The organism is Actinomadura sp. RB99 (assembly GCF_014706005.1).
Taxonomy (GTDB): Bacteria; Actinomycetota; Actinomycetes; order Streptosporangiales; family Streptosporangiaceae; genus Spirillospora.
Genome location: NZ_JABMCA010000001.1, coordinates 352,515 through 378,892, shown reverse-complemented (window position 1 = coordinate 378,892; position 26,378 = coordinate 352,515). Strand labels below are relative to the sequence as shown.

Genomic DNA, 26,378 nt, shown 5'->3' with positions numbered 1-26,378 from the left:
CCGGACACCTGGGCGCCGTGCTCGCCGACGCGGGTGTCGAGGCCGCGGGGCAGCGACTCGATCCAGTCGAGGAGGCGGGCGCGGCGCAGGGCGTCGCGGATCTCGGCGTCGGTGGCGGCGGCGGCCGACAGCAGCGCGCGCAGCGCGTCATGCCCGTCGGCGGTGTCGCCCGCGGAGCCGCCCGCGGAGCCGTTCGCGGGGCGCGCCGGAGCCCCGCCGAGCAGCCGCTCGGCGGTGCGCTGATCGAGCCGTCGGGCTCGCTGATGGTCGCTCATCTCACCCCTTCAGCGCCCGTACCGCCGCTTTTGTCACTTCGGGCGGCGGGCAGCGAGCCCGCCTGCGGCGCCGGAACGGTCCCGGAGACCGCGGCGGCGGACCCCGCGAGCCGCTCGGACAGGCGGCGCAGGCCCCGGTGGGCGGCGGTGCGGACCGCGCCCGGCCGCTTCCCGAGCACCTTCCCCGCGGACTTGGCGTCCAGCCCCACCACCACGCGCAGCAGCACCGCCTCGGCCTGGTCGCGCGGCAGCCCGGCGATCAGCCGCAGCGCGTCCTCGGTGGCGATGCCGTCGAGGGCCAGCGCCTCGGTGTCGGCGGGCGCCGCGAGCGTGAGCAGCTCCTCGGCCGGCGCGTCGGCGGCCGGGCGGCGGGACCGGCGGCGCAGGTGGTCCAGCGCGCGGTGCCGGGTGATCGTGGCGGTCCAGCCGCGGAACCCGTCGATGTCGCCGCGGAAGGCGGGCAGGTCGCGGGCGATCTGCAGCCACGCCTCGGACGTCACGTCCTCGGCGTCCGCGCCGACGAGCGCGCCGGCGAAGCGGATCAGCCGGGGCTGGACGTCGCGGTAGAGCACCCGGAAGGACTCCTCGTCCCCTTCCTGGGCCGCGCGAAGAGCGCGGTCGAGGTCGTCCTCGCCGCCCGCACCCTCCTGCCGCGCTCGCGTCACGTGCGTCATTGTGCAGGCAATTCAGGAGTGGTGTGACATGTACGAGGTGCTCGGCGCTGACCGTTCTGAACGGCCGCTCGCCAAAGCGCGCGCGGCGTTCGTCCCCTGATGCGAAGTGATGGACGACATGATCCGTGATTTGCCTGCACACCGGCACGGCCCGGACGAGGAATCCGGCGCCGCGCCGGGCGGCGCCGGATTCCCGGACCATGCCGCGCACCCCTTGCACACCGTGCCCCTGACGCAGGCCGTGTCCACGACGGGCGCCCCACCCCCAGACGGCGTGCGCCCGGGCGGTCCCGGGGCCACCGCGCCGGACGGAGCGCCGGTGTTCGTGGACGCGACCGGGCGGCGGCACCGGCTGGCCCGGCGGATCGGGCTGCTGGCGGGCGCGCTGCTCGTGGTCTTCCTCGGCGCGCTGGGCATCGGGGCGGCGACGGGCGCCGCCGTGCCGGGGACGCCGTGGAACGCGCCGTCCGCGCATCCCGGCGTGGGCGGGCACCAGCCGGCCAGCGCGCGTGCCGGAAAGCAGGGCGTGGTGGCTGAGCCTGGTGGGGCGTCGCCGAGCCGGCGTCCGCGCACCGTCCCGTCGGGGGCGTCGCCCAAGGCGCCCTCCGCGACGTCGAAGCCGGTGACGACGGCCGCGCCGTCCGCGTCGTCCGCGCCCAGCGCCAAGCCCTCGGCCACCACGTCCACGAGCCGGCCGGGCAACTCCCACGCGACCCCGCCCGCGTGGGGGCACACCAAGAAGCCGGCCTGAGCATGCGGCGAGGCGAACCGCGGGGCCACTGGGTCCTGCTGCTCCTCGGTGGCCTGGCGCTGACCGTCCTGCTGCTGCTGGACGGCTACGCGCACGGCGCGGTCGGGGAGGCACCGCGCAAGGACCCCGCACACCCCGTTCCCGCGCCGTCCGCGATCACCTCCGGCGGACCGGTGCTCAACATGGCGGGCGGAACGCCGCACTCGCTGCGGACTCCGGCCAAGACGATCGCGCTGACCTTCGACGACGGCCCTGACCCGACCTGGACGCCGCGGATCCTCGACGTCCTGCGCCGCCACGGCGCGCACGGCACCTTCTTCGCCGTCGGCGCGCACATCGCCGAGAACCCGGGGCTGACGCGCCGCATCCTGCGCGAGGGCAACGAGATCGGCTCGCACACCTACACCCATGTCGACCTCGCCACCGCCCCCGCCTGGCGCGCGCGCCTGGAACTCGACCTCACGCAGCGCGCGCTCGCGGGAGCGGCCGGGGTCCACACGCGGCTAATGCGGATGCCGTACTCCTCCGTCCCGGACGGCCTGACCGCGCCGGAGTGGGGGGCGGCCCGCCGCGCGGGCGCCGACGGCTACGTCGTCGTGCTCACCGACCGCGACACCGAGGACTGGCGGCGGCCCGGCACCGCCGAGATCGTCAAGACCGCGCTCGCGGCCGAGCGGCGCGGCCAGGGCGCCGTCGTCATGCTGCACGACTCGGGCGGCGACCGCGCGCAGACCGTCGCCGCCGTCGAGCAGATCATCGACCGGCTCCAGCCGCAGGGCTACCGCTTCACCACGCTGTCGCAGGCGATGCGGATGCCCGCCGCCGACATCGCCGTCTCGGGCCGGGAGAAGGCGATCGGCTGGACGCTGGTCGCCGCGCAGCGGACCGCGTCCGCGCTCACCGGCTGGCTGGGCGCGCTGTTCGGCGTGGCCGGGGCCCTGTACGTGCTGAGGCTCGTGCTGCTGCTGGTGTTCGCGCACGTGCACGTCCGGCGCGTCCGGCGGCCGTCCCGCCGAGGGGCGTCCCGCCGGGGGCCGCGGGCGGGGCCGGCGCCGCCTGGACCGTACCCGGACATCTCCGTCATCGTGCCCGCCTACAACGAGGAGGCCGGGATCGCGGCGACGGTCCGCTCGCTGCTCGACACCGACTATCCGGGCGCGTTCGAGGTGATCGTGGTGGACGACGGGTCGTCCGACCGCACCGCCGCGATCGTCGAGGGGCTCGCCCTGCCGGGCGTCCGGCTCGTCCGCAAGCCCAACGGCGGCAAGCCCAGCGCCCTGAACGCGGGCGCGGCCGTGGCGCGCGCGGAGATCCTCGTGCTGGTCGACGGCGACACCGTGTTCCAGCGCGACACCCTCCGGCACATCGTCGGGCCGCTCGCCGACCCGCGCGTCGGCGCGGTGAGCGGCAACACCAAGGTCGCCAACCGGGGCGGGCTCCTCGGCCGCTGGCAGCACATCGAGTACGTGATCGGCTTCAACCTCGACCGCCGGATGTTCGACGTGCTGCAGTGCATGCCGACCGTCCCGGGCGCGATCGGCGCGTTCCGCCGCTCGGTGCTGGCGCGCGTCGGCGGCGTCCCCGCCGAGACCCTCGCCGAGGACACCGACCTCACCATGGCGATCTGCCGGTCCGGGTACCGCGTCGTGTACGAGGAGAAGGCGATCGCCTGGACGGAGGCGCCGTCGTCGCTGCGGCAGCTGTGGCGGCAGCGGTACCGCTGGTGCTACGGGACGATGCAGGCGATGTGGAAGCACCGCCGGTCGCTGGTGGAGCGCGGCCCGTCCGGCCGGTTCGGCCGCCGCTGCCTCACCTACCTGGCGGTGTTCCAGGTGCTGCTGCCGCTGTTCGCGCCCGCCGTCGACCTGTTCGCACTGTTCGGGCTGGTCTTCCTGAACCCGGTGGAGCCGATCCTGCTGTGGGCCGGGTTCGTCGCGGCGCAGACGGCCGCGGGCGCGTACGCGCTCTGGCTGGACGGGGAGCGCGTCCGCCCGCTGTGGGCGCTGCCCCTCCAGCAGTTCGTGTACCGGCAGCTCATGTACCTGGTCGTCGTCCAGTCGGTGGTCACGGCGCTGCTGGGGTCCCGGCTCGGCTGGCACACGATCCGCCGCACCGGCACGTTCTCCGACGTCCCTCCGCAGCCCGCGTCCGCCCGCTGACGGAATCCGATCCGGCGGGCGGGAACAATCCCGGGGGCCCCAGGGGTTACACATGACAGCCGGTGTGCCTGGTGTCCCCGGGCCTCACCTATCGCCTTCACGGAATACCGTCCGGCTGGAGCCGTGTTGAGCCTTTCGCCGAGAGGCGACCCGCACACCGGTGCTTGACCAGGGCCCCGCCGGGCCGCAAGACCCGGCGGGGCCTGGTCGTGTCCGGGGGAAGACGCCGGATCCGCCCGCGTCCGGGGGATGCCAGACTGGCCCGCATGAGCCTCGCGGCGCATCTGGAGGAGCTCGGCCGTCCGCTGGTCGAGGAGCAGCTGAAGCACCCGACCGTCGCCGGCATCGCGAACGGCGACCTGGACGAGGCGGTCTTCCGCTCCTGGCTCGAACAGGACTACCTGTTCCTGCACGACTACGTCCGCGTGTTCTCCCGGCTCGCCTGGCAGGCGCCGTCCGCGCACCTCGGCGATCTCGTCGACCTGGCGCACGCGACCTACCACGACGAGCTGGACCTGCACCGGTCGCTGTCCGCGGAGTTCGGCGCCGACCTGGACGGCGCCCGGAAGGGGCCGCCCTGCGCCGCCTACACCGCGTTCCTGCTGGACAGCGCCGCCGCCTACGGCGACGGGCTCGCCGCCCTCTACCCCTGCATGTGGGGCTACTCGACGCTGGGCGCCCGCCTCGCCGAGGACCCGCCGGCGGAGCCGCGCTACCGCCGCTGGGTCGACACCTACTCCGACCCCGGTTTCGCGGAGCTGACCCGCCGCATCGCCCAGATGATCGACGAGTCCGGCGCCGATCCCGCCCGCGCGGAGCGCCTGTTCCTGGAGGGCATGCGCCACGAGCTCGCCTTCTGGGACGTCCCCCGCTAACCCCCTCTAGATCGGTGACCGCCGAGGTTTACCGGGTCCGGGCCGCCGGTCGAGGGCCCTGGGCCGGGCGTGCGGAACTAGGCCGCGCGGAGGGCCTCGGTCGGGGGCAGCCGGGCGGCGCGGGCGGCGGGATAGAGGCCGGCCAGGGCACCGATGAGGACGGCCGCCGCGAGGCCGGCGCCGACCGCGGCCGCCGGTATCTCGGGGTGCCAGTGACGCTGCGCGGCGGTCGCGAACGTGATCAGCGTGCCCAGCAGGACGCCGGCGACGCCGCCCAGCGCCGACAGCAGCAGGGATTCCAGCAGGAACTGGGCCGCGATGTGCGGGCGGGTGGCGCCCAGCGCGCGGCGCAGCCCGATCTCGCCGCGGCGCTCCAGGACGGAGATGACCATGACGTTCGCGATCCCGATCCCGCCGACGAGCAGCGCGACGGCGCCGAGCCCCAGCAGCAGCGCCGTCGTCGAACCGGCGATGAGCAGCCGTGACTCCAGCACGTCGGACGGCCGGGTGACGGCCACGGTGTCGGGGGCCTCCGGGTCGACGGCGCGGGCCAGCAGCCCGGAGGTCGCGTCGACCCGGCCGGTGTCCGCCCGCAGATAGAGCCTCGTCGGGTGCCCGGTGTAGCCGAACCCGGCGGCGGCCGCGGTGCCGATCAGCGCCGCCCGGTCGATCTCGGGCGCGAGCTCCAGCGGCTGCAGGATGCCGGCGACGGTGAACCAGCGTCCGCCGAGCCAGACCCGCGTCGCGGTGTCGACCCGGTCGATGCCGAGCCCCTCGGCGGCGTCGTGGCCGAGTACGACCACCGGATAGCGTCCGGTGGCCTCGGTGAGGAACGCGCCCGCGGCCAGGCGGCCGTCCAGGGTGGCGAGCAGGGACGGCTCGGTCGCGCGCACGTCGAGCCCGCCGGTGCGGCCGCCCGGGACGCGGTCGGTGCGGAACACGGCGAGGTCGGGGAGGTCGGCGGTGGCCGTGACCCGGGTGACCCCGTCGGTGCGCGCGACGCTCGCGGTCGCGGTCGGCGGCAGCGGCACCTCGGCGCCGCCGCGGTCGGTGCCGGTCGCCACCGTCAGCAGGTTCGTGCCGAGCCGGTCGACGCGGGCCAGCAGCTGCGACTGGCTGGAGCGGGTGATGCCCAGCACCGCGATGATCGCCGCGATCCCGATCGCGACGCCGAGCGTCGACAGCGCCGTCCGCAGCCGCCTGCTCCGCAGGCCCACGGTGGCCAGGGGCAGCAGGTCGCCCGCCCGCAACCGCGACGCGCTCATGCCCGGCCCCCGGCCGGTTCGTCGGCGGTGATCCGGCCGTCGCGCAGTTCGACGCGGCGGCCGCAGGCGTCCGCGACATGGGCGTCGTGCGTGATGACCAGCAGGGTGACGCCGCCGGCGTTGAGGTCGTGCAGCAGTGCGAGGATCCGGTCGCCGGTGGCCGAGTCCAGGTTGCCGGTCGGCTCGTCGGCCAGCACGAGGGCGGGGCGGCCGACGAGGGCGCGGGCGATCGCGACCCGCTGGCGCTCGCCTCCCGACAGCACGCGGGCCGGATGGCCGGCCCTGCCGGAGAGGCCGACCCGGTCCAGCGCCTCCAGCGCGGCGGCCTTGCGGCGGCGCGGCGGAACGCCCCGGTAGAGCAGTCCGTCCGCGACGTTCGCCACCGCCGTCTGGTGGTCGAGCAGGAAGAACCGCTGGAAGACGACGCCGACCGCGTGCGCGCGCAGCCCCGAGAGCCGCCGGTCCGGCAGCGTCTCGATGCGTTCGCCGCCCAGCGACACCGATCCGCCCGTCGGACGGTCCAGTCCCGCGGCCAGGTTGAGCAGCGTCGTCTTGCCCGACCCGGACGGCCCGACCACCGCGGTCATCTCTCCGGACCGCACGGCCAGGTCCACTCCGCGCAGCGATTCCACCGGCGGCGTCCCGGGATAGGTCTTCACGACCTCGGTGAAGCTCAACACGATGTCGCTCATGAGACGGGCACCTCCACCCGCGTGCCCTCGCCGACGCCGGTCACCTCGACGGTCCCGGTCGTGTCGTCGAACAGCCCGGGTGTGACGGGGACGAGGCGCCGCGCGGCCCCGTCCCGGACGGCCACCTGGTAGCCGCCCCCGGGACGCGCCAGCAGCGCCGTGACGGGAACCGTCAGCACGTCGCGCCGCCGCTCGCTCTCGATCGCGACCTGCACGGGCACCTGGTCGAGGTCGGCGAACACCCGCGGTGGCCTGACCAGCGTGATGGTCACGGTCACCGTGGCGGGCCCCGGGGGCGCGCCCTGCGGCGCCTCGGGCGCCGCGGCGACCTTCCCGAGCGTCCTGACCCGGCCCTGGACGACGCCGTCCGAGCCGACCATCGTGATCTGCACCGGGTCGCCGGCGTGCAGCTGCGCCCGCCGGTCCGCCGTCACCGACACCCGGACGACCTTGACGGTCGACGTGCCGGACAGCATCCGCGTCCCCGGCCCGGCCGACGCCCCGGCGCCGGTGTCCACATGGGAGACGCGGACGGGCCCGCGGAGGAACACGACCTCGCCGAGCGCGAGCTCCCCGGTCCGGGCGGCCGGCGGCAGCCCGCGCGCCTTCTGCCACCGGCGCACGGCCGCCGCCGTCGCGGCCGAGAAGTGCCGGTCGACGGTGCCGGGCGCGTATCCGAGGGCGTCGAGATTGCGTTCGAGCTCCAGCACGTCGGCGCCGGCCGTCATGCCCCAGGTGAAGGGGCGGTAGGCCGGGACGTGTCCGTAGAGCAGGACGGCGTCGGTGCCCGCGACGGCGAACAGCCGTGACCCGCGCCCGATCAACGAGCCGGCCGCGGGCGCGGCCGTCACCACCCCGGGGGCCAGCTGGTTCACGACCGAGACGGTCCCGTCGTAGCCGAGCGTCCCCGACAGCGGCACCCGCGAGACGATGTCGCCGCGCCGCACCGGGACCGCGGTCACCGCCACCGGCGCCTTGCCCGCCCCGCGCGCCGGTTCCCCCCGGCTCGCCGCCCAGATCCCGCCGGACGCGGCGACGACCGCGACCCCGGTCGCCGCGATCACGACGGCCCTCATGAGACGGCGATCCTTCCCGACCAGTACCGCTGGCAGGGCTGTGTGGCCTGGAGGAGGCGCTGCGACTTGCCTTCCGCCTCGATCGCCGTCCCGTGGAGCGGGAAGGACCCGTCGGCCTTGGGGTCGGGCCATTCCGGGATGCCGTGTTCGCGGACGCATTGGGCGAACCGTTTGAGGGCCGGGACGTCCTTCGGTTTGGGCTCCTGCCGGTTGTCCCTCCCGGACCGCTTCTTGGCGGTGGAGTTCATCCGGTCGAGGATCGCCTTGCATTCCGGGACGCTCTCCAGCGCCTGGAAGATCGTCTTCGTCTGGTCGGGCCCGCCGGCCGGGGAGAAGGTGATGTCGTCCCCGGTGGCGTTCACTTTCGGGTCGGGGAAGGTCGGGTAGCCGTGCGCCCGGGCGCACTGCGACATGCTCCTGCCCAGCGCGAGCACCTGCTGCATGTTGCTGGCGCTGGACGAGGGGGACGCGGACGCCGCGCCGTGACCGGAGGCGCACCCTGCCAGGGCCAGCACCGACGCTGCGGCCAGCGCCGCGGGGGCGAGTCTGTTCATGTCCGCCAGGGTGGGCGTCCGCGCCGCCCGTCCGCGTCTGGCGCGAGGCGGACCCCCGCGTACATCTTCCGACAGATCCGCTCGCGACCGCGGCGTCATACCCTTCAGCCATGCGTCCCCGGGCCGGCCCCCTCCTGCTCGACTCCGCGGCGGCGGCCGTCCTCGCCCTGGCGAGCGCGCTGCTCGGCGCCGACCCGGGCCTGCACACCCCGACCCAGGCCAAGATGACGATGGTCTACGGCTCCGAGGCAGGCTGGCGGGTGCACATCGCCTTCTGGTGGCTGGCGGGCGGGCTGCTGGTCGCGGCGCTCCTGGTCCGGCGCCGCCTGCCGGTGGCCGCCGTGGTCCTCGCCGCGGCGGGCGTCGCCTCGCACCTCACCGGCTGGCCCGCCGTGGTGTTCGCCAAACCGTTGAGACCGGGATCGGGGCTCGGCCACGATCTCCCGCTGCTGCCGCTCGACCTGAGCGTCCTGGTCACGGTGTACGGGCTGGCCGGCGCCGCCGCGACCCGCAGGGCGTCGGTGGCGTTACTGATCGCCCTTGAGACGGGACTGGGCCTGCTCGCGCTGGTGGAGCCGCTGGAGGCGATCCGCCTGGGCCGCCTCGGCCCGCGCAAGGGGGACTTCCTTCCCTCCGCGTGGGGCGCGGTGCTCCAGGCCCTGTCGGACGCGGCCGTCCCGGCGCTGCTGCTCGGCATCGCCTGGGCGGCCGGCGACAACGCCCGGACGCGGCGGGCGCACCTGGCCGTCATCGAGGCGCGGGCCGCCGACCTGGAACGCGAGCAGGAGCAGCGCACCGCCCTCGCCGTCGCGACCGAACGCGGGCGGATCACCCGCGAGCTGCACGACGTCGTCGCGCACGGCCTGTCGGTGATGGTCGTCCAGGCGCAGGGGGCGCAGGCGGCGCTGCGCCGCCACCCCGAACGCAGCGAGGCCGCCCTGCACAACGTGATCACGACGGGCCGCGCCTCGCTCGCCGAGATGCGCCGGCTGCTCGGCCTGGTCCGCACGCAGGCCGAACTGGCCCCGCAGCCGAGCCTCGCCGCGCTGCCCGAGCTGATCGACCGGGTCCGCGCCAGCGGGCGGCCGGTCGCGTTCGAGATCACGGGCGAGCCGGCGACGCTGCCGGCGGGCATCGAGCTGTCGGCGTACCGGATCGTCCAGGAGGCGCTGACCAACACGCTCAAGCACGCCGACCCGGGCTGCTCGTGCAGCGTCGGCCTCGACTTCACCGGCGGCGAACTCACCATCCGGGTGCACGACACCGGCGGCACGGGGCGGCCACCGGTGTTCGGCAACGGCCTGCGCGGCATCGCCGAACGGGTCACCGCCCTCGGCGGCACCGTCCACGCCGGGCCGGCCGACCGGGGCGGCTTCGAGGTCACCACGGTCCTGCCGCTGGCGGCCCCGGCATGATCCGGGTGGTGATCGCCGACGACCAGTCCCTGGTCCGCACCGGCTTCCGCATGATCCTGGACGAGACCGGCGACATCGGCGTGGTGGGCGAGGCCGCCGACGGGCTGGAGGTCCTCGCCACCGCCGCCGCGACGTCCCCGCACGTGATCCTGATGGACGTGCGGATGCCCGGCATCGACGGCATCGAGGCGACCCGGCGGCTGCGCGGGCGCGCCGCGCCGGACGGCCCGCCGCACGTGATCATCCTGACCACCTTCGACCTGGACGAGTACGTCTACGCCGGACTGCGCGCGGGCGCCGCCGGGTTCCTCCTCAAGGACACCCTCGCCGCCGACCTCGTCACGGCGGTCCGCACGGTCGCGTCCGGCCAGAACGTCGCCGCCCCGACCGTCACCCGCCGGCTGATCCGCCATTTCGTCGACACCGCCCCGCGCGCGGCGCACGCCCCTGGCCTGGCGATGCTGACCCCGCGCGAGGGCGAGGTCCTCGTCCTCATCGCCCGGGGGATGTCCAACGCCGAGATCGCCGAGGCCCTCCTCATCACCGAGGGCACCACGAAGACCCATGTCAGCCGGATCCTCACCAAGCTCGGCCTGCGCGACCGCATCCACGCCGTCATCTACGCCCACCAGAACGGCGTCGTCTAGCGCGCCGGCTGCGGGAGGACCACGTGCGGATCGTCGAACTCGCCGACGGCCGTGACCTGCGACTCCGGGCGTCCGGCCGCTTGCTGCGACAGAAACGCTGTTCTGGAATTCCCGTGGATCTCCATGCTCCATCCGCCCGGGGGCGTGAGCGGGAAGGGGCCGCCTAGCCGGACCGAACGACGACGGGGACCGGGCCGTCGGCGATGCGTGTGGAGAGCATGACCAGCCGGCAACTGGTGCGGCGGGCCCGGCTCATCGAGGCCGTGACCGAGATCGTGCAGGAGGTCGGCCCGCAGAACCTGCAGATGCGCGAGGTCGCGGAACGGTCGGGCGTCGGCACCGCCTACCGTTACTTCCGCTCCCGCGAGCATCTGATGGCCGCCGCTCTCGCCGAGTGGCAGGAGGAGCTGACCCGCCGGGTCCTCGGACGCAGCCACGCCGCCGACGAGGACCCCTCCAGCATGGCGATCGACTACTACCGGCGCGCGCTGCGGGTCTTCTACCGCAGCCCGCGGACGGCCGAGACGATGATCCAGATGATCGCCTCCACCGATCCCGACGTGATCGGGGTGCTCGACCAGATGGGCTCCGCGAGCAGCGCGGTCCTGGAGCGGCTGCTGGCCGCCGTGGCCCCCGAGCAGGCGCCCTACGTGCAGATCACGCTCGACTCGGTCCTGACGACGTGCGTGACCGACCTGGTCACGGGCCGGGCCGGCCTGGAGGAGGCCACCCGGCGCATGGAGGGCGTCACCCGGCTCGTCATGGAGAAGGCCGAGGCGGCCGGCTGACCGCGGTCAGCGCGGCAGCCCGAGGATGCGCCCGGAGATCACGTTGAGCCGGATCTCCACGGTCCCGCCGCCGAGGAGCAGGCCGGGCAGGCCCAGCTCGTCCCGCACCAGGCCGCCGGGACCGTTGCCCAGCGTCCCCTCCGGCCCGAGCAGGCCGAGTGCGGCGGTGGTCCGCTCCCGGTCGGCCAGCGCGCCGCCGCCCTTGATGACGCTGGCGCCCACACCCGGTTCCAGGCCCGACATCCAGCGCAGCGTCTCGCGGAGGCCGAGCGCCCCGAGCGCGAAGCGGTCGGCGGCGGCGCGGCCGAGCGCCTGGAGCGCGGCGTCGTCCGCGGATCCCCTGCGACCGTGCGGGTTTCACATGAAACAGCGAGCGCGCGGCCCCCGGCGGGGGACCGCGCGCTCATCGGCGGTGTCAGTGGGCCGCCCGGACCTCCCGGCGGGCCGGGACGGCGGCCGCCGGGGACGCCGCCGGGTCGCCGTTCAGCGCCTTGAACCGGCGGAGCCGCAGGCTGTTGCTCACCACGAAGACCGAGGAGAACGCCATCGCGCCGCCCGCGATCATCGGGTTGAGCAGCCCGGTCGCCGCCAGCGGCAGCGCCGCCACGTTGTAGGCGAACGCCCAGAACAGGTTGCCCTTGATCGTGCGGAGCGTGCGCCGGGACAGCCGGATCGCGTCCGCCGCGGCCCGCAGGTCGCCGCGGACCAGGGTGAGGTCGGACGCCTCGATCGCCACGTCCGTGCCGGTGCCCATCGCCAGGCCGAGGTCGGCCTGGGCGAGCGCGGCGGCGTCGTTGACGCCGTCGCCGACCATCGCGACCGTCCGCCCCTCGCCCTGCAGGCGCTTGACGACGTCGACCTTGTCCTGCGGCAGGACCTCGGCGATGACCTCCTCGATCCCGACCGCGTCGGCCACCGTGCGGGCGACGGTCTCGCTGTCGCCGGTGAGCAGGACGGGCCGCAGCCCGAGCGCCCGCAGCTGCGCGATCGCCTCCGCCGAGGTCGGCTTGACCTGGTCCGCGACGGTGATCACCGCGCGTGCCTCGCCGTCCCAGCCGACCGCGACGGCGGTCCGGCCGAGGGCCTGCGCCTCCGCCATGGCCCGCTCCAGGGCGGCGGTCAGGTGCTGCGACCACTCGGCGAGCAGTTGCGGCCGGCCGACAAGGACCCCGTGCCCGTCGACGACCCCCTGCACGCCCAGGCCCTCGACGTTGGCGAAGTCCTCGACCGTTCCCAGCGTTCCCACGCGCTCCGTCGCGCCCTTGGCGATGGCCTGCGCGATCGGGTGCTCGGACGCGTTCTCCAGCGCCCCCGCCAGCCGCAGCACCTCCGCCTCGTCCGCGCCGCCGGCGGTGTGGACGTCCACCAGCGCCATCCGGCCGGTGGTGACGGTGCCGGTCTTGTCCAGCACGACCGTGTCGATCCGGCGGGTCGACTCCAGCACCTCCGGGCCCTTGATCAGGATGCCGAGCTGCGCGCCGCGCCCCGTCCCGACCATGAGGGCGGTCGGGGTGGCCAGGCCGAGCGCGCACGGGCAGGCGATGATCAGCACCGCGACCGCCGCGGTGAACGCCCCGGCGAGGCCGGAGCCGGTGCCGATCCAGAAGCCCAGCGTCGCGACGGCCAGAGCGATCACCACCGGGACGAAGATCCCGGAGATCCGGTCGGCGAGCCGCTGCACCTGCGCCTTGCCGGTCTGCGCGTCCTCCACCAGCCGCGCCATCTGCGCGAGCTGGGTGTCGGCGCCGACCCGCGTCGCGCGGACCAGCAGCCGCCCGCCCGCGTTCACCGTCGCGCCGACCACCGCGTCGCCCGGCGCGACCTCCACCGGGACGGACTCGCCGGTCAGCAGCGACGCGTCCACCGCCGACGACCCCTCGGTCACCACGCCGTCCGTCGCGATCTTCTCGCCGGGACGGACCACGAACACGTCGTCCACCGCGAGCCGCTCGACCGGGATGCGCTCCTCGCGTCCGTCGCGGACGACCGAGACCTCCTTGGCGCCGAGCTCCAGCAGCGCCTTGAGGGCGGCGCCCGCGCGGCGCTTGGAGCGCGCCTCGAAGTAGCGGCCCGCGAGGATGAACGCGATGACGCCGGACGCGGCCTCCAGGTAGATGTTCATCGACCCGTCCGAGCGGGTCATGGAGAACTCGAACCCGTGCTTGAGGCCGGTCTCGCCCGCGGTGCCGAAGAACAGCGCCCACAGCGACCAGCCGAACGCGGCGAGGGTGCCGACCGACACCAGCGTGTCCATCGTCGCGGCGCCGTGCCGCAGGTTCGTCCACGCGGCCTTGTGGAACGGCCACCCCGCGTAGACGACGACCGGCGACGCCAGCGTCAGCGACAGCCACTGCCAGTTGTCGAACTGCAGCGCCGGGACCATCGCCATCGCGATCACCGGGACCGCGAGCACGACCGACATGATCAGCCGCTGCCGCAGCGTGGTGAGCCCGTCGTCGGGCTCGTCCTGCTCGCCCCGCGCGTCCTCGCCCTTGGGCGGGGCCGGCAGCTCGGCGGTGTAGCCCGCCGCCTCGACGGTGGCGACCAGGTCCTCCGGGGACACCCCGGCGGGGTACTCGACCCGGGCCTTCTCGGTGGCGTAGTTGACCGTGGCGGTGACGCCCTCGAGCTTGTTCAGCTTGCGTTCGATGCGGTTGGCGCACGACGCGCACGTCATCCCGCCGATCGCCAGCTCGATCCGCCCGGATTCCGCTTCTGGCACGGCGCCGGTGGTCATCGCTCCTCCTTCGCTTCGACCGTACGGGATGTCAGTGGGTGTGCTCGCCGTGGCCCTCGCCCTGCGGCTCGCCCTGCTGGACGGGCGCGGGCGACGGCCCCGCCGTCGCGGTGAACTCCGCCGTGCGGACCTTGCCGCCGTGCTGGAAGTCCAGGTAGAGCCGGTACGTGCCCGCGCTGGGCGCCTCGGCGTAGAAGGTGATGTCGGGTCCCGGCTTCGTCTTGCCGTCGCCCGGCTCGCCGTCCGGGTGGACGTGCAGGTAGGCGAGGTCGCCCTGGCGCAGCGCGACCAGGTGCCCGTACGCCTCCAGGTACGGCTCCAGGTCCGTGACCGGCTTGCCGTCCTTGCTCACCGACAGCGTCAGCTTGCTCGACCTGCCCGGGGCCAGCGCGCCGGCGAGCCGCACCTCGTAGCCGTCCACCTTCGCGACCTGCTCGGGCCCCGGCAGCGGGACGGGCTGGAAGTCGCCCGCGGCGGCGACGTCGACGCCCAGCGTCAGCGCCTCCTCGGCGCCCTCCGGCTGGACGTCGGTGAAGAACCGGTACGCGCCGGCCTTGGGCAGGACGACCGCGACCTCCCACACGCCGCCGCCGACCTCGGTCGGGTGCAGGTGCTGGAAGCCGGACAGGTCGCGGCGCGCGATGATCAGGTGCAGCCGCTTGCCGTGCAGCGGCGTGAACCTGGTCACGGGCCGGCCGTCCGGGCCGTCGATGGTGAACCGGAAGTCGGTCCGCACGCCCGGCCGCACGTCGGTCGTCCGCGGGTGCAGGGTGTAGCCGCCCTGGCTGACCTGTAGCCCGCCGGGGACGGCCGCGGCCGCCGCCGTCCCGCCGTGGGACCCGTGCGAGCCGTGCCCGCCGTGCCCGCCCTCGTCGGCCTTGCCGACCGGGCCGGCCGCGGTGCCGATCGCGGCGGCCCCGCCGAAGACGACGGCCAGCGCCGCCACGTAGGCGCCCAGCTTGGTCGCGGTGTTCATCGTCCTTCACTCCACTCGTCTCGGCCCTGGTGCGCAGGGCGGCAGGCGTCAGGCCTGCAGGGCGTATCCCGCCTCCTCGACGGCGCTCTTGATCAGGGCGTCGTCGACGGGGGCCTCGCTGGTGACGGTCACCTGGCCGGTCTTGAGGTCGACGTCGACGGCGGTGACGCCGGCGACCTGCTCGACCTCCTCGGTCACGGAGGCGACGCAGTGGCCGCAGGTCATCCCGGTGACGGTGTAGGTGGCGGTGCTCATCTCTCGTCCTCCCTCATCGTGTACCCCCTGGGGGTATCTCGGTGGCCTCATGGTGCCACAACGCCGATGCCCCGCACAACCCGTACCCCCTAGGGGTTATTTCGAGATCCGGGTCACAGCGCGCCGCGCGGAGTTATCCACACCCTGTCCCGGGGGCCTCGCGGGGCGGGGCGCGGCGATTTGTCGATATTCGTCGAGGTATTCACCGCGGATCGCCCCGCCGGCGCGCCGAATCACGCGCCATGCACAAGGTTTTCCACAACCTTCCCCAGCCCTGTGGGCAACTCCGCCGCGTCGCCGGGCGCGGGGCGCCGCTCCCGTCGATGGTCTCGCGTTCCGCGCCCCCGGAGGGCCCGCTTGCGCAGGTCCGCCGCACGGCTGCCGGAGCGTTTACCTTGGAGGGGTCACGATCGGCGAGTGGAGGTCCGATGCCCGAGTTGCCCGAGGTGGAGGCGCTGGCGGCGTTCCTGCGGGAGCGCGTCGTCGGCCATGCCGTCGCGCGCGTCGACGTCCTCGCGATCTCCGCGCTGAAGACCTATGACCCGCCGGTCACCGCGCTGGGCGGGCTGACCGTCACCGGCGCCGCCCGGCACGGCAAGTTCCTCGACCTGGACGTCGACGGCATCCACCTGGTGATCCACCTGGCCCGCGCCGGCTGGCTGCGGTGGCGCGACGAGGTGCCGACGAGACCCGCCCGTCCCGGCGGGAAGAACCCGCTCGCGCTCCGCGTCCACCTCGACGACGGCTCCGGCTTCGACCTCACCGAGGCCGGGACGAAGAAGGGCCTCGCGGTCTACGTCGTCCGCGACCCCGCCGACGTGCCCGGCGTGGCGGGCCTCGGCCCCGACCCGCTGGACGAGTCGTTCACCGCCGGCCGGCTGCGCGAGATCGTCGCGGGCAAGCGCACGCAGATCAAGGGGCTGCTCCGCGACCAGAGCGTCATCGCCGGCATCGGCAACGCCTACTCCGACGAGGTGCTGCACGTGGCGAAGATGTCCCCGTTCAAGATCGCCGCGACGCTCACCGACGACGACATCGCGGTCCTGCACGAGGCGATCGTGACGACCCTCCGCGACGCGGTGGAGCGCTCGCGCGGCCTCGAAGCGCAGGACCTCAAGGGCGAGAAGAAGACCGGCCTGCGCGTGCACGGCCGCAAGGGCGAGAAATGCCCGGTGTGCGGCGACACGATCCGCGAGGTGTCGTTCGCCGACTCGGCCCTCCAGTACTGCCCCACCTGCCAGACCGGCGGCAAGCCCCTGGCCGACCGCCGCCTCTCCCGCCTCCTCAAGTAGCCCGCGGCGGGCGGGGCGGCCGGTCTTGGACTCGGCCGACCTCGGAAGCTCGGAAACCCGGCCGGCTTCGGGGGCTCAGCGGACCTTGGGGACGGGGCCGAAGACGGGGGCGATCTCGCTCCAGCGGTGCAGCTGGCAGCCGTCGTTGCGCTTGAAGGTCGTGTCGACGGGCTTGCCCCGCCAGGTGCCCTTCACCGTGGCGACCTCCGGGCCGCCGTAGATGTCGGTGCACATCCGGTCCTTGGGGACGGGCGCGAACGGGTCCTTGACCTTGGTGAGGGCGGCGCAGGCGTCGGCGGCCTTCGGGTGGTCGCCGCCGGCCGGGTCGCAGGTCAGCCTGTAGGTCGTGGCGGGAGCCTGGGCCGACGCCTTGACCTGGATGGTGAGGCTGTCGGCCGAGGGGCCCGAGGGCCGTACCGTGGTGGTGCCCGAGGGCCGCTCGGCGGGAAGGGTCTTGACGTGTTCGTCGCCGCAGGCGGCCAGTGAGAAGATCATGGCGAGCCCGGACGAGGCGAGGATGAGCGTCCGATACCGCATGCGTGATTCGACGCGGGGGGGCTTCGCGCGGTTCCATGGGGGTGTGATGATTTTCGGGGACGAGGTTCCGGCGGTGGTCGCCGCCGACGTTCCGCAGGGCGGTTACCTGCTCGACGTGCGCGAACAGAGCGAGTGGGACGCGGGGCACGCGCCCGACGCCGTCCACATTCCGATGGGGCAGCTGGGCGACCGGGCCGGGGAGATCCCGCGGGACCGCGAGATCTTCGTGATCTGCCGGTCGGGGGCGCGGTCGGCGCAGGTGACGGTGGCGCTGAACCAGGCGGGCTGGCTGGCGAAGAACGTGGACGGCGGGATGAAGGGCTGGGCCGAGGCGGGCCGCCCGATGGAGAACGGCGGGGACGGCGAGCCCTACGTGGCCTGACCGCCCTCCGGGAAATACGCCCCCTTTGTAGGGGTTGCGGGCGGTTGTACGATCGGTGCCGACCGATAACCGCGGGAGCTCGGGCCATGAGCCGGGCTGAGAGGGCGGCCTTCCTGGCGTCGCCGACCGCATGAACCTGTCCGGGTAATGCCGGCGTAGGGAGCGTGTCCCGTGACGTCCGACGTCGAGAAGACCCTCGCGCACGAGAGCCCGCGCAACGAGGTCCCGTACACCCTCGACGAGCCCGCCCCGAAGGTGCTCGGCTTCTGGGACCAGAGCGCGTTCTGGGCGAACCTCGGGGTCAGCCTGCTGGCCTTCTCCGGCGCCTACACCGTCCTCGCGCCCGATGCCGCCGGGACGCCGACGCTGGCGATCGCGGCGGGCATCGTCGCGATGATCGTCGGCACCGTGCTGGGCGGGCTGATGCTCGGCCTGGCCGCCGCGCCGGGCGCGCGGACGGGCCAGCCGGCGATGGTGCTGCTGCGCGGCCTGTTCGGCGCGCGGCTGTCGTACGTGCCGACGGTGCTGAACATCGCGCAGCTGATCGGCTGGGGCACGTTCGAGCTGATCGTGATCGCGGACGCGGCGCGCGAGCTGTGGGACGGGGTGCCCCGCTGGGGGTACGTCGTCGCGGCCGGGGTGCTCACGACCGTGCTGACGATCTGGCCGCTCGGGTCGGTGCGGCTGCTGCGCCGGTACGTGACGGTCGCGGTGATCGTCGCGCTCGCCTACTTCTACGTGCAGCTCGTCCGGCAGCCGCTGCCGGACCTGAACCACGGGTCGTGGCACGGGTTCTGGATCGGCGCGGACGCGGCGCTGGCGGTGTCGATCTCGTGGGTGCCGGTCGCCGCCGACTACACCCGGCACGCGAAGAGCGCGCGCGGGGCGTTCGGCGCGGCGTCGGTCGGGTACTCGGTCACGCAGATCGTCGCGTACGTGCTGGGGCTGCTGGCCCTGGCGCTCGTGGGCGGCGACACGGGCAAGGTGTTCGACCCGTTCCTGCACGTCGCGCTGGGCGCGGTGTTCTTCGCGGTGTTCGTGCTCCGGGAGGCCGACCAGTCGTTCGCGAACGTGTACTCCACCGCCGTGTCGATCCAGAACCTGGTGCCGCGCGCCGACCGCCGCGTCCTGTCGGTCGCGCTCGGCGCGGGGATCACCGTGCTGGCGCTGGTGCTGGACATCAACGACTACGCGGGCTTCCTGTCGCTGATCGGGTCGGTGTTCGTGCCGATGCTGGGCGTGCTCGCGGCGGACTTCTTCCTGGGCCGGGGCCGCGCCGGCGGCTGGGACGCGAGCCGCGCCGCGCCGTCCCGGTGGAGCATGATCGCGGCCTGGGTGGTCGGCATCGTCGCCTACCAGCTGATCAACTCCGGGACGATCGGCTGGTGGACGGACCTGTGGCAGCACGTGCGGGACGCGCTGCACTTCACCCCGCAGAGCTGGATGAGCGCGTCGCTGCTCTCCTTCCTCGTCGCGGCCGCCGCGACGCTCCTGATCGGCCGGACGGGCGCCGCCCGCCGGCCCGGTATTACCCGGCGGTAGGGTTGCCGGAGCCGCGCGCCGACGGATGCGCCGCGCCCCGCCGGAAAGGCACGACGGAGATGGCCGATCCCGAGGTCCCCGGGCCCCTGAAGTGGCGTTCCTCCCTTCGCGGGGGTCGCCTGGTGGGAACTTTTCGGCGCCGGTTGCCCGGCGCCGCACCGGGCTCCGGTGGCACGATGACAGGCGTGCAGCACGTCCACGACCCGATCGCGCGCGCCGTCATCGAGAGCGCCGCCGACGCGATCGTGGCCGTCGACCAGAAGCACCGCGTCACCGTGTGGAACCCGGCCGCCGAGCGGATGTTCGGCTGGAGCGCCGAGGAGATGGTCGGGCGCGTCCCGCCGATCGTCCCGGACGAGCTGAAGGCCGAGCACAACGCCGTCCAGGAGCGGCTGCTCACCCGGCGCGCCGGCGAGGGCGAGTCCGAGAAGGAGGGCGGGCAGATCTCGATCGCGACCCGCCGGTTCCACCGGGACGGCCGGCTGATCGACGTGCGGATCGACACGAGCCTGCTGAAGGACCCGGCCGGCACCCCGCTCGGCTGGGTCGGGGTGTACCACCCGGCGGAGGACGACGAGATCGTCCAGCACCACATGACGGAGCGGGCCCGGCTCGTCCGGCGGCTGAACGACATCGTCGCCGACCTGAACGCCGAACTGGACCTCGCCGTCGTGCTCGACCGGATCACGACCGCGCTGATCGAGCTGACCGGCGCGGACGCGGGCGGGTTCGTCCGGATCGAGGGGCAGCGGCTGCGGCTGGTCAGCACGTCGGGCCTGCCCGAGCACCTGCGCGGGACGACCGCCGAGCTGCGCCCGAGCCTGGTCGGGGAGCTGCTGCGGTCCGGCAAGACGGTCAAGCTCGCGACCGGCGAGCAGCGGCTCGGCGACCTGGTCTGGTCCGAGCTGCCCGGCCTGCACACCGTCGCGCTCGGCCTGTCCTACCTGCAGAACCGCCCGTACGGGGCGCTGTACGCGCTGTTCTCCGGACGCAAGATCGGGCACACCGAGCTGGAGCTGCTGGAGCTGCTCGCCGGGCACGCCGGCGTGGCGGTCGGCAACGCCGTCGCGTACGCGGAGGTCGTCCGGCAGCGGGCGCACGAGCGCGCGGTGATCGACTCCAGCGCGGACGGCATCGCGGTGCTCGACCACGACCTCGTCGTCCGGCAGTGGAACCCGGCCGCGCACGCCCTCACCGGGGTCCCGCCGGAGGACGCGATCGGCCGGCCGCTGCCGTTCGACATGCCCGCGCTCGGCGAGATGCTGACGTTCCCGCTGGAGTCGGGCGTCTGGCTGAACGTGCTGGCCGCGGAGATCGAGGAGACCGGCGAGCTGGTCGTCGACTTCCGCGACGTGACGGAGGCCAAGGCCCTGGAGGAGGCGAAGGACCTGTTCCTCGCCACCACCAGCCACGAGCTGCGCACCCCGATCACGGTCGTGCAGGGGTTCGCGTCGACGCTGGTCAACCGGTGGGACGAGCTGACCGACGCCGACCGCCGCGCCGCCGTCGCGACGATCGCCGAGCGCGCCCAGTCGCTCGGCCGGCTGGTGGAGCACCTGCTGCTCGGCTCCCGCGCGGGCGCCGACGAGCTGGCCGTGACGGTCGAGCCGTTCGACCTGACCCGGGTCCTGGAGGGCGTCGTCGCGGGGTTCCGGTCGCTGTCGCCGCTGCACCGGGTGGAGCTGGAGATCGAGCCGGGCCTGCCGCGCTGCCGGGGCGACGCGATGGCGACCGACATCGTGCTCGGGCAGCTGCTGGAGAACGCGTTCAAGTACAGCCCGGACGGCGGGACGGTCCGGGTCCGCGCGAAGGCTAGCCCGGCGGGGATCGCGGTGGCGGTCGAGGACGAGGGGATCGGCATCCGGCCGGGCGACCACGAGCGGATCTTCGAGCGGTTCGTGCAGGGCGAGGCGGGGGACCGGCGCCGGTTCGGCGGCATCGGCCTCGGGCTCTACATCGTGAAGCGGCTGACCGAGGCGCAGGGCGGGACGATCTCGGCGCACCCCGGCACGGGCGACAAGCCGGGCACCTGCATGCGGCTGGTCCTGCCGGCCGAATGACCGCCCGGTCGGTCACTTACCGTGAGGACAGCGCTCCGGCTGCGGCCGGGTGAGTCCGATGTGGCCCGCGGTTTGAGCGATCTTGGCCGGTGGCAGTGTTGCCCCGTGCGGGAAAGTACGGTGGCCACCGGGTGTGACGGACGAAACGCGCGCGCGAGGAGTAACCCGTCCTCCGGCTGGATAGATCCATGGATGGTCGCCGTAGGTGACGGGATCGCCGTCCCGCACCGGGCTCCGACGCCGCGTACGGGGGTGATCACCGTGACCGAACGGCCGGTGACTCGTTGTGCAGGTGGCAAACTGAATCGCTCAGGTTTCCGGCCCAGGCCATCAGGGCATTTCGGTCGTACCGGAAGAGCGGCGACGGGACTGGTCCGAGACAGCGGAACCACGGGGAGGTGAGGGCGTCGAGCGTCGTACTGCTGCCACACGCGCCGTCCAGCGTCGCGGTCGCCCGCAAGCGCCTCAGCTCCGAGCTGGCCGCCTCGGGGGTCTACGAGTCGGTCGTCGACGATGCCAGCGTCATCGTCAGCGAGCTGATCAGCAACGCCCTGCGGCACGCCAGGCCGCTGCCCTCCGGGCAGGTCCGGGTCTGCTGGCTGTGCCGGGGCGACGTCCTGGAACTGGAGGTCAGCGACGGGGGCGCGATGACCGAGCCGCGCCGCGGCCCGGGCACGCTGTCCTCGCTCGGCGGCCGCGGGCTCGGCATCGTCGAGGCCCTGTCGGAGGGCTGGGGCGTCCGGCACGAGGACGGCGCCACCACCGTGTGGGCCGTGCTGCGCACGCCGCGCTCGAACGGCGGTGAGGACGCGGTCTCGCCCGCGCACTCCGACACCGTCGTGCCCGACCTCGCCGACTTTCCGGACCTCATGGACGAACCAGACGAAGGCTTCTACAACGGAACGAGGAATGAGGTGGCCCCAAGTAGGGCATACCCCGCCTAGAAGGACCACTGCCGCACCTTGTATGGTCCTCAACAAGCTCGGGCGCTGTCGTGCCCCCGTCGACACCGCCCGAGCGTCCAACGTGGGAAAGGCCCCGGCATCGCCGGGGCCTTTCGTCGTCCGGAGGAGCCCCCCGTCACGGGGGCTCCGTCGTCAGGGGGCGTCGCGGAGGATCGGGCAGGACATGCAGCGCGGGCCGCCCCGCCCGGTGCCGAGCTCGCTGCCGCTGATCCGGATGACCTCGATCCCCGACGCCTCCAGCTGCGCGTTCGTCTCGATGTTGCGTTCGTACGCCACGCACAGCCGGGGCGCGACCGCGAGCGTGTTGTTCCCGTCGTCCCACTGCTCCCGCTCGGCGGTCACCGGGTCCAGACCGGTGTCGATCACCTTCAGCCGGTCCAGGCCCATCGCGTCCGCCGCCGCCTCCAGGAACGGGCGCGGCTCCGCCACCCGCAGGTCGCCGTCGTCCAGCGTCACCGTGTACGCGGTCAGCGAGTGCGCGACCGGCGGGTACATGACCACGGTGTCGACGTCGACCATGGTGCACACCGTGTCCAGGTGCATGGTCGCCCGCTCCTGCGCGATCGGCACCGCCAGCACCGTGTGCGCCAGCCCCGCCCCGATCACCTGCCGGGCCAGCCGCTCCACGCCCGCCGGGGTCGTCCGCTCGCCCGTCCCGACCGCGATCACCCCCGGGCACAGCAGCAGGACGTCGCCGCCCTCCAGATGCTCCAGCGCCGGCGAGTACACCGGCTCCACCCCGTCGAACCGCGGGTGGTGCGCGTAGATCAGCCCGGTGAGCTGCGCCTCCCGGCGCCGCGCCTCCATCGCCAGGCTCGTCACCGCCACCCGGTCGCCGATCCACGCGCTGTTGTCGCGGGTGAACAGCAGGCCGGGCAGCGGGTCCACGATGAAGTCGAGCCGGTCCATCAGCCGGTACACCAGGCCGTGCCCGGACTTCAGCTCCTCGTGCGCCAGCCCCGCGACCAGCGTCTGCGACAGGTCCTCCGGGTCGAGGTCGCGCAGGTACCCCTCCACGACGCGGCGCAGCTGGTCGCCGAGCCGCAGGTCGACGATCGCGTCCGCGATCGCCTGCTCCCGCGCCGCCTCGTACTCCAGCGCGTCCTGCAGCAGCTCGGTGACGTACAGCACCTCGACGCCGCGCTCCCGCAGCGCCTCCGCGAACGCGTCGTGCTCCTCCTGCGCGCGGCTCGCCCACGGGATCGCGTCGAACAGCAGCTTGTCGCTGTTGCGCGGCGTCAGCCGCTTCAGCTCCGCGCCCGGACGGTGCAGCAGGACCGTCCGCAGCCGCCCGACCTCGCTGGTCACCCGGTGCTCGTGCACGTCCGGTGCCGTCGTCCCCGTTGTCTGCGTCACACCAGAAGTCTAAGTCGGCCCGTTCCGCCGGAGCCTCCGGCCCGTTCCTGTGCCACGATCCGAGGGTGATCCGGGGGCTTTCACTGCATTTGACCGCCGCGACGCTGCTGCGGGTGTCCGCCGAGGGCGTCGCGACCGCGCTCGTCCTGACCGTCCAGGCCCGGACGGGGCACGCCGCCACCGCCGGCTACCTGCAGACCGCGATGACGCTGCCGTACGTCGTCAGCGGGCCGGTGATCGGGAACGCGCTGGACCGGATGGCGCGCCCGCGCCGCGCCGTCGTCCCGCTGGCCCTCGCCTACGTCGCCGCGACCGGTCTGCTGCTGGCGATGGCGGGCGGCTCGCCGCTGGTCGCCGCGCTGTGCGTCGCGGCCGTGATCGGCTGCGCCGAGCCGATCGTCGTGGCGCTGACCAGCCTGCTGCCGCGGTTCGTGCCGGCCGACCGGCTGTCGCGCGCGTACGGGCTGGAGGCGTCGAGCTACAACGTCGCCGCGATCGTCGGCCCCGGTCTCGCGGCGGGCGTCGCCTCGTTCGCGGGCGGCCGGTACGCGGGGGCGGGCATCGTGGCGAGCGCCGTCCTCGGGCTCTGCGTCCTCCCCCTGCTGCCCTTCGCCGGACCGGCCCCCGCGTCCGCCGAGCCCGGCAGTCCCGCCGAGCCCGGCGGTCCTGCGGAGCCGAGCGGTCCCGCGGAGCCCGGAAGGCCCGCCGAGGCGGGACGGGTCGCGGAAGTAGGCAAGGGCGCGGTCGCCGAGCGGGACATCGGCGAGGTCGCCGAGGACGCCCGGTCCGGCCTCGCCGACGTGCTCGTGGGCGGGCTGTTCGTGCTGGTCCGGGGCCGGGTGCTGCGCGCGCTGACCGTCGCGACGACGCTCGCGTGGCTCGGGTTCGGCGGCGTCGCGGTGACGGCGGTGCTGCTCGCCGGGCACATCGGCGCCGCGCCCAGCGCGGGCGGGCGGCTGCTGGTGGCGATGGCCGTCGGGTCGCTGCTCGGCTCGCTGGCGTCGAGCCGCTGGCTGACGCCCCGGCACGCCGAGCCGGTCCTGGTCGGCGGGCTCGTCGCGTTCGGCGCCGCGCTGGCGGCGCTCGCGGTCGTCCCGTCGGTGCCGTGGGCGATGGCCGCGTTCTGCGCGGCGGGGCTCGCCGAGGGGCCGGTGTTCGCCGCGACGCTGATGCTCCGCCAGCGCGAGTCGCCGCCGGACCGGCTCGGCCAGGTCAACACCACCGGCGGCAGCCTGAAGATCGGCGCGTCCGCGCTCGGCGCGGCGCTCACCGCCGCGTGCGCGGACGCGGTCGGCCCGGTCGGGCTGGTGCTGGCGATCGCGTCGCTCCAGTTCGCCGGCGCGCTGTCCGGCTGGATCCTGCTGCGACCGCGCCGACCTCGCTCTATTCCTTGACGGTTATATTCCAGGTGAGGCATATTGAACGACATGGCAACCGCGGTCTGGCATGCGCTCGCCGACCCCGGCCGGCGTGCCATCCTCGACCGGCTGCTGCAGGGGCCGCGCCCGGTCGGCGACCTGGCCCGCGCCTGCGGCCTGAGCCAGCCCGGCACGTCCAAGCACCTGCGCGTGCTGCGCGAGGCTGGGCTGGTGGATGTCGAGCGGGACGCGCAGCGCCGGCTGTACGCGATCCGGCCCGCCCCGATGGCGGAGCTGGACGCCTGGCTGGCGCCCTACCGGCGGTTGTGGAACGCGAGCCTGGACGCGCTGGGCGACCGGCTGGACGCGCCGGACGACCCGCCCGGCGCCCCGGGCGATCCGTCCGGCGACCGGCCCGGCACCGGCGCCACCGAGAGAGGCGAACCATGATCATCACGAATCCCGGCGGCTACCTCGAGATCGGCGGCCGCCCGGCCGTCCGCTTCGAGCGGATCTACGACCACCCGGTGGAGCGGGTCTGGCGCATGGTCGCCGACCCCGCCGAGCTGGCGCACTGGTTCCCGGCCCCGAAGATCACCATCGATCCGGTCCCGGGCGGCGCGATCACCTTCTCCGGCGACCCGAACATGCCGGAGGCGACGTCGAGCGGCCGGATCATCGACTTCGACCCGCCGCGCCGGCTCGCGTTCAGCTGGGGCGGCGACGAGCTGCATTTCGACCTCGAACCGCTCGACGGCGGCCGGACCCGGTTCGTCCTCACCAACATCCTCGAAGCCCGCGACACGGCGGCGCGCAACGCGGCCGGCTGGGACGTGTGCCTGGCCGCGCTCGACGCCCTCGCCGAGGACCGCGCCGCCGAGCAGCCCGCCTGGCAGCCGAAGTACGACGCGTACGTGGCGGCGGGCCTGCCGTCCGGCGCCCCGATCCCCGGCCAGGGCTGAACCCGGGGCCGGGGACCGGGGCGCGAAGGGCGGCGGCTAGGGCTCCCGGACGGTCCGGTAGGTGAGCAGGGGCATCCCGTCGCCGACCATGCGGGTGCCCACCAGCCGCATCGGCTTCTTGCCGCTCGTGCCGCCGAAGAGCCGCTCGCCGGCCCCGAGCACGAACGGGAAGACCAGCAGCCTCAGCTCGTCGGCGAGGTCGTGCTCGATCAGCGCGTGCACGAGCCGGCTACTGGCGTAGACGACGATGTCCCCGTCCACCTTCTGCTTCAGCGTCGAGATCTCGTGGACGGGGTCGCCGCCGAGGACGGTGGTGTTCTCCCAGCCGAGGTCCTCCAGGGTCGAGGACACGACGTGCTTGGGCAGGCTCCGCAGCCGGTCCGCCCACGCGCCGCCCCGTGTCGGCCAGCCGCGCGCGATGAAGTACTCGTAGCTGCGCCGGCCCATGAGCAGGGCCTCGGCGCCCATCGCCTCCGCGGCCTCGGTCTCGGCCCACGCGGCGCGGTCCTCGTCCCGCATCCAGTCGAACCAGCCGCCGAACCTGGTGCCGTCCGCGCCGTCGTCCGCGATCTGGATGACCCCGTCGAGCGAGACGTTCTCGCTGATGACGATCCTTCCCATGGTGCTTCTCCCATCCGGTGTCGTTGCCGTCACCGATGCAGATGCCGCGTGTCGCGGAAAGGGGGCGGCCGCGGGCCGCCCCTTTCGGGCCCCGGCCGGCGTCCGTACAGGATGGAAGGCGAACGGCCGCGGACGAGGGGTGGCGAGGACCGATGGGAGCCGAC

The 26,378-nt window shown here is 74.2% G+C and carries 26 protein-coding genes, 1 pseudogene and 1 riboswitch; of the genes and pseudogenes, 14 read left to right on the top strand and 13 right to left on the bottom strand.

Going from position 1 to position 26,378, the window contains the following annotated elements:
* Positions 1 to 275 (bottom strand): annotated as a pseudogene (locus tag amrb99_RS49785) (ABC transporter ATP-binding protein); the annotation flags it as partial.
* Entirely contained in the window at positions 272 to 940 is a 669-nt protein-coding gene (locus tag amrb99_RS01945; RefSeq protein WP_347256493.1) for an RNA polymerase sigma factor, read from the bottom strand. The pseudogene amrb99_RS49785 and the gene amrb99_RS01945, both read right to left, overlap by 4 nt.
* A gap of 127 nt (positions 941 to 1,067) precedes the next feature.
* Here amrb99_RS01945 and amrb99_RS01940 point away from each other — a divergent pair, with 127 nt between their 5' ends.
* The 3 genes from amrb99_RS01940 (at position 1,068) to amrb99_RS01930 (ending at position 4,734) form a co-directional block, all read left to right on the top strand.
* Entirely contained in the window at positions 1,068 to 1,700 is a 633-nt protein-coding gene (locus amrb99_RS01940) for a hypothetical protein (protein WP_190851289.1), read from the top strand.
* A 2-nt stretch (positions 1,701 to 1,702) separates the two neighbouring features.
* On the top strand, positions 1,703 to 3,859 hold the full coding sequence (locus amrb99_RS01935) for a bifunctional polysaccharide deacetylase/glycosyltransferase family 2 protein (RefSeq protein WP_190851287.1): 2,157 nt from the start codon (positions 1,703 to 1,705) through the stop codon (positions 3,857 to 3,859).
* Positions 3,860 to 4,125: 266 nt separating this feature from the next.
* Positions 4,126 to 4,734: a transcriptional regulator gene (locus amrb99_RS01930; RefSeq protein WP_190851285.1), complete on the top strand. Its 609-nt coding sequence runs from the start codon at positions 4,126 to 4,128 to the stop codon at positions 4,732 to 4,734.
* Positions 4,735 to 4,811: 77 nt separating this feature from the next.
* On the opposite strand, the gene amrb99_RS01925 is transcribed toward amrb99_RS01930, so the two are convergent.
* The 4 genes from amrb99_RS01925 to amrb99_RS01910 are packed head-to-tail and all read right to left on the bottom strand — an operon-like array spanning position 4,812 to position 8,321.
* The gene (locus amrb99_RS01925; protein ID WP_190851283.1) at positions 4,812 to 5,999 is read right to left on the bottom strand and encodes an ABC transporter permease; all 1,188 of its coding nucleotides are present in this window, start codon (positions 5,997 to 5,999) and stop codon (positions 4,812 to 4,814) included.
* The gene (locus amrb99_RS01920) at positions 5,996 to 6,691 is read right to left on the bottom strand and encodes an ABC transporter ATP-binding protein (protein ID WP_190851281.1); all 696 of its coding nucleotides are present in this window, start codon (positions 6,689 to 6,691) and stop codon (positions 5,996 to 5,998) included. Before amrb99_RS01920 ends, amrb99_RS01925 begins: the two co-directional genes overlap by 4 nt.
* Complete coding sequence (locus amrb99_RS01915) at positions 6,688 to 7,767, bottom strand: peptidoglycan-binding domain-containing protein (RefSeq protein WP_190851279.1); 1,080 nt, start codon at positions 7,765 to 7,767, stop codon at positions 6,688 to 6,690. Before amrb99_RS01915 ends, amrb99_RS01920 begins: the two co-directional genes overlap by 4 nt.
* A complete protein-coding gene (locus amrb99_RS01910) occupies positions 7,764 to 8,321 on the bottom strand; it encodes a hypothetical protein (RefSeq protein WP_190851277.1) in 558 nt (185 codons plus the stop codon). Before amrb99_RS01910 ends, amrb99_RS01915 begins: the two co-directional genes overlap by 4 nt.
* A gap of 110 nt (positions 8,322 to 8,431) precedes the next feature.
* Here amrb99_RS01910 and amrb99_RS01905 point away from each other — a divergent pair, with 110 nt between their 5' ends.
* The 3 genes from amrb99_RS01905 (at position 8,432) to amrb99_RS01895 (ending at position 11,171) form a co-directional block, all read left to right on the top strand.
* Positions 8,432 to 9,736 (top strand): histidine kinase, encoded by a 1,305-nt coding sequence (locus amrb99_RS01905; RefSeq protein ID WP_190851275.1) that lies wholly within the window; start codon positions 8,432 to 8,434, stop codon positions 9,734 to 9,736.
* Between the two features lie 8 nt (positions 9,737 to 9,744).
* Positions 9,745 to 10,383 carry a response regulator transcription factor gene (locus tag amrb99_RS01900; RefSeq protein ID WP_347256492.1) on the top strand — a complete coding sequence of 213 codons (639 nt, stop codon included), beginning with the start codon at positions 9,745 to 9,747 and terminating at the stop codon, positions 10,381 to 10,383.
* A gap of 218 nt (positions 10,384 to 10,601) precedes the next feature.
* Positions 10,602 to 11,171 carry a TetR/AcrR family transcriptional regulator gene (locus amrb99_RS01895; protein WP_206699742.1) on the top strand — a complete coding sequence of 190 codons (570 nt, stop codon included), beginning with the start codon at positions 10,602 to 10,604 and terminating at the stop codon, positions 11,169 to 11,171.
* A gap of 6 nt (positions 11,172 to 11,177) precedes the next feature.
* Here the strand turns inward: amrb99_RS01895 and amrb99_RS01890 are convergent, their stop codons facing one another.
* The 4 genes from amrb99_RS01890 to amrb99_RS01875 all read right to left on the bottom strand — a co-directional run bounded on the left by amrb99_RS01890 (position 11,178) and on the right by amrb99_RS01875 (position 15,139).
* Positions 11,178 to 11,414, bottom strand: a complete 237-nt coding sequence (locus tag amrb99_RS01890; RefSeq protein ID WP_190851268.1) for a hypothetical protein — start codon at positions 11,412 to 11,414, stop codon at positions 11,178 to 11,180.
* A 172-nt stretch (positions 11,415 to 11,586) separates the two neighbouring features.
* The gene (locus amrb99_RS01885) at positions 11,587 to 13,908 is read right to left on the bottom strand and encodes a heavy metal translocating P-type ATPase (RefSeq protein ID WP_190851264.1); all 2,322 of its coding nucleotides are present in this window, start codon (positions 13,906 to 13,908) and stop codon (positions 11,587 to 11,589) included.
* Between the two features lie 31 nt (positions 13,909 to 13,939).
* Positions 13,940 to 14,884: a hypothetical protein gene (locus amrb99_RS01880; RefSeq protein ID WP_190851260.1), complete on the bottom strand. Its 945-nt coding sequence runs from the start codon at positions 14,882 to 14,884 to the stop codon at positions 13,940 to 13,942.
* A gap of 48 nt (positions 14,885 to 14,932) precedes the next feature.
* On the bottom strand, positions 14,933 to 15,139 hold the full coding sequence (locus amrb99_RS01875; RefSeq protein ID WP_190851256.1) for a heavy-metal-associated domain-containing protein: 207 nt from the start codon (positions 15,137 to 15,139) through the stop codon (positions 14,933 to 14,935).
* A gap of 428 nt (positions 15,140 to 15,567) precedes the next feature.
* On the opposite strand from amrb99_RS01875, the gene amrb99_RS01870 reads away from it, so the two are divergent.
* On the top strand, positions 15,568 to 16,431 hold the full coding sequence (locus amrb99_RS01870; RefSeq protein WP_190851254.1) for a DNA-formamidopyrimidine glycosylase family protein: 864 nt from the start codon (positions 15,568 to 15,570) through the stop codon (positions 16,429 to 16,431).
* Positions 16,432 to 16,506: 75 nt separating this feature from the next.
* Here the strand turns inward: amrb99_RS01870 and amrb99_RS01865 are convergent, their stop codons facing one another.
* Positions 16,507 to 16,968, bottom strand: a complete 462-nt coding sequence (locus amrb99_RS01865; RefSeq protein WP_190851252.1) for an SSI family serine proteinase inhibitor — start codon at positions 16,966 to 16,968, stop codon at positions 16,507 to 16,509.
* Between the two features lie 46 nt (positions 16,969 to 17,014).
* On the opposite strand from amrb99_RS01865, the gene amrb99_RS01860 reads away from it, so the two are divergent.
* The 4 genes from amrb99_RS01860 (at position 17,015) to amrb99_RS01845 (ending at position 21,896) form a co-directional block, all read left to right on the top strand.
* The gene (locus amrb99_RS01860; protein ID WP_190851396.1) at positions 17,015 to 17,350 is read left to right on the top strand and encodes a rhodanese-like domain-containing protein; all 336 of its coding nucleotides are present in this window, start codon (positions 17,015 to 17,017) and stop codon (positions 17,348 to 17,350) included.
* 61 nt (positions 17,351 to 17,411) lie between these two features.
* Positions 17,412 to 17,529: riboswitch (TPP riboswitch) on the top strand.
* Positions 17,522 to 18,892, top strand: coding sequence for a cytosine permease (locus amrb99_RS01855; RefSeq protein ID WP_190851249.1), 1,371 nt, complete (start codon positions 17,522 to 17,524; stop codon positions 18,890 to 18,892). Its footprint overlaps the riboswitch before it by 8 nt.
* A 176-nt stretch (positions 18,893 to 19,068) precedes the next feature.
* Positions 19,069 to 20,952, top strand: a complete 1,884-nt coding sequence (locus amrb99_RS01850; RefSeq protein WP_190851237.1) for a PAS domain-containing protein — start codon at positions 19,069 to 19,071, stop codon at positions 20,950 to 20,952.
* Between the two features lie 398 nt (positions 20,953 to 21,350).
* The gene (locus amrb99_RS01845; protein ID WP_347256491.1) at positions 21,351 to 21,896 is read left to right on the top strand and encodes an ATP-binding protein; all 546 of its coding nucleotides are present in this window, start codon (positions 21,351 to 21,353) and stop codon (positions 21,894 to 21,896) included.
* A 153-nt stretch (positions 21,897 to 22,049) separates the two neighbouring features.
* Here the strand turns inward: amrb99_RS01845 and amrb99_RS01840 are convergent, their stop codons facing one another.
* A complete protein-coding gene (locus amrb99_RS01840) occupies positions 22,050 to 23,273 on the bottom strand; it encodes an arginine deiminase (protein ID WP_347256490.1) in 1,224 nt (407 codons plus the stop codon).
* 65 nt (positions 23,274 to 23,338) lie between these two features.
* On the opposite strand from amrb99_RS01840, the gene amrb99_RS01835 reads away from it, so the two are divergent.
* The 3 genes from amrb99_RS01835 to amrb99_RS01825 are packed head-to-tail and all read left to right on the top strand — an operon-like array spanning position 23,339 to position 25,593.
* Positions 23,339 to 24,667: an MFS transporter gene (locus amrb99_RS01835; RefSeq protein ID WP_190851234.1), complete on the top strand. Its 1,329-nt coding sequence runs from the start codon at positions 23,339 to 23,341 to the stop codon at positions 24,665 to 24,667.
* Positions 24,668 to 24,700: 33 nt separating this feature from the next.
* Positions 24,701 to 25,081, top strand: a complete 381-nt coding sequence (locus amrb99_RS01830; RefSeq protein ID WP_190851232.1) for a metalloregulator ArsR/SmtB family transcription factor — start codon at positions 24,701 to 24,703, stop codon at positions 25,079 to 25,081.
* Entirely contained in the window at positions 25,078 to 25,593 is a 516-nt protein-coding gene (locus tag amrb99_RS01825; RefSeq protein WP_190851230.1) for an SRPBCC family protein, read from the top strand. The genes amrb99_RS01830 and amrb99_RS01825 overlap by 4 nt, the downstream gene beginning before the upstream one ends.
* Before the next feature lie 36 nt (positions 25,594 to 25,629).
* Here the strand turns inward: amrb99_RS01825 and amrb99_RS01820 are convergent, their stop codons facing one another.
* Positions 25,630 to 26,214 carry a dihydrofolate reductase family protein gene (locus amrb99_RS01820; RefSeq protein ID WP_190851228.1) on the bottom strand — a complete coding sequence of 195 codons (585 nt, stop codon included), beginning with the start codon at positions 26,212 to 26,214 and terminating at the stop codon, positions 25,630 to 25,632.
* Positions 26,215 to 26,378 lie beyond the last annotated feature (164 nt).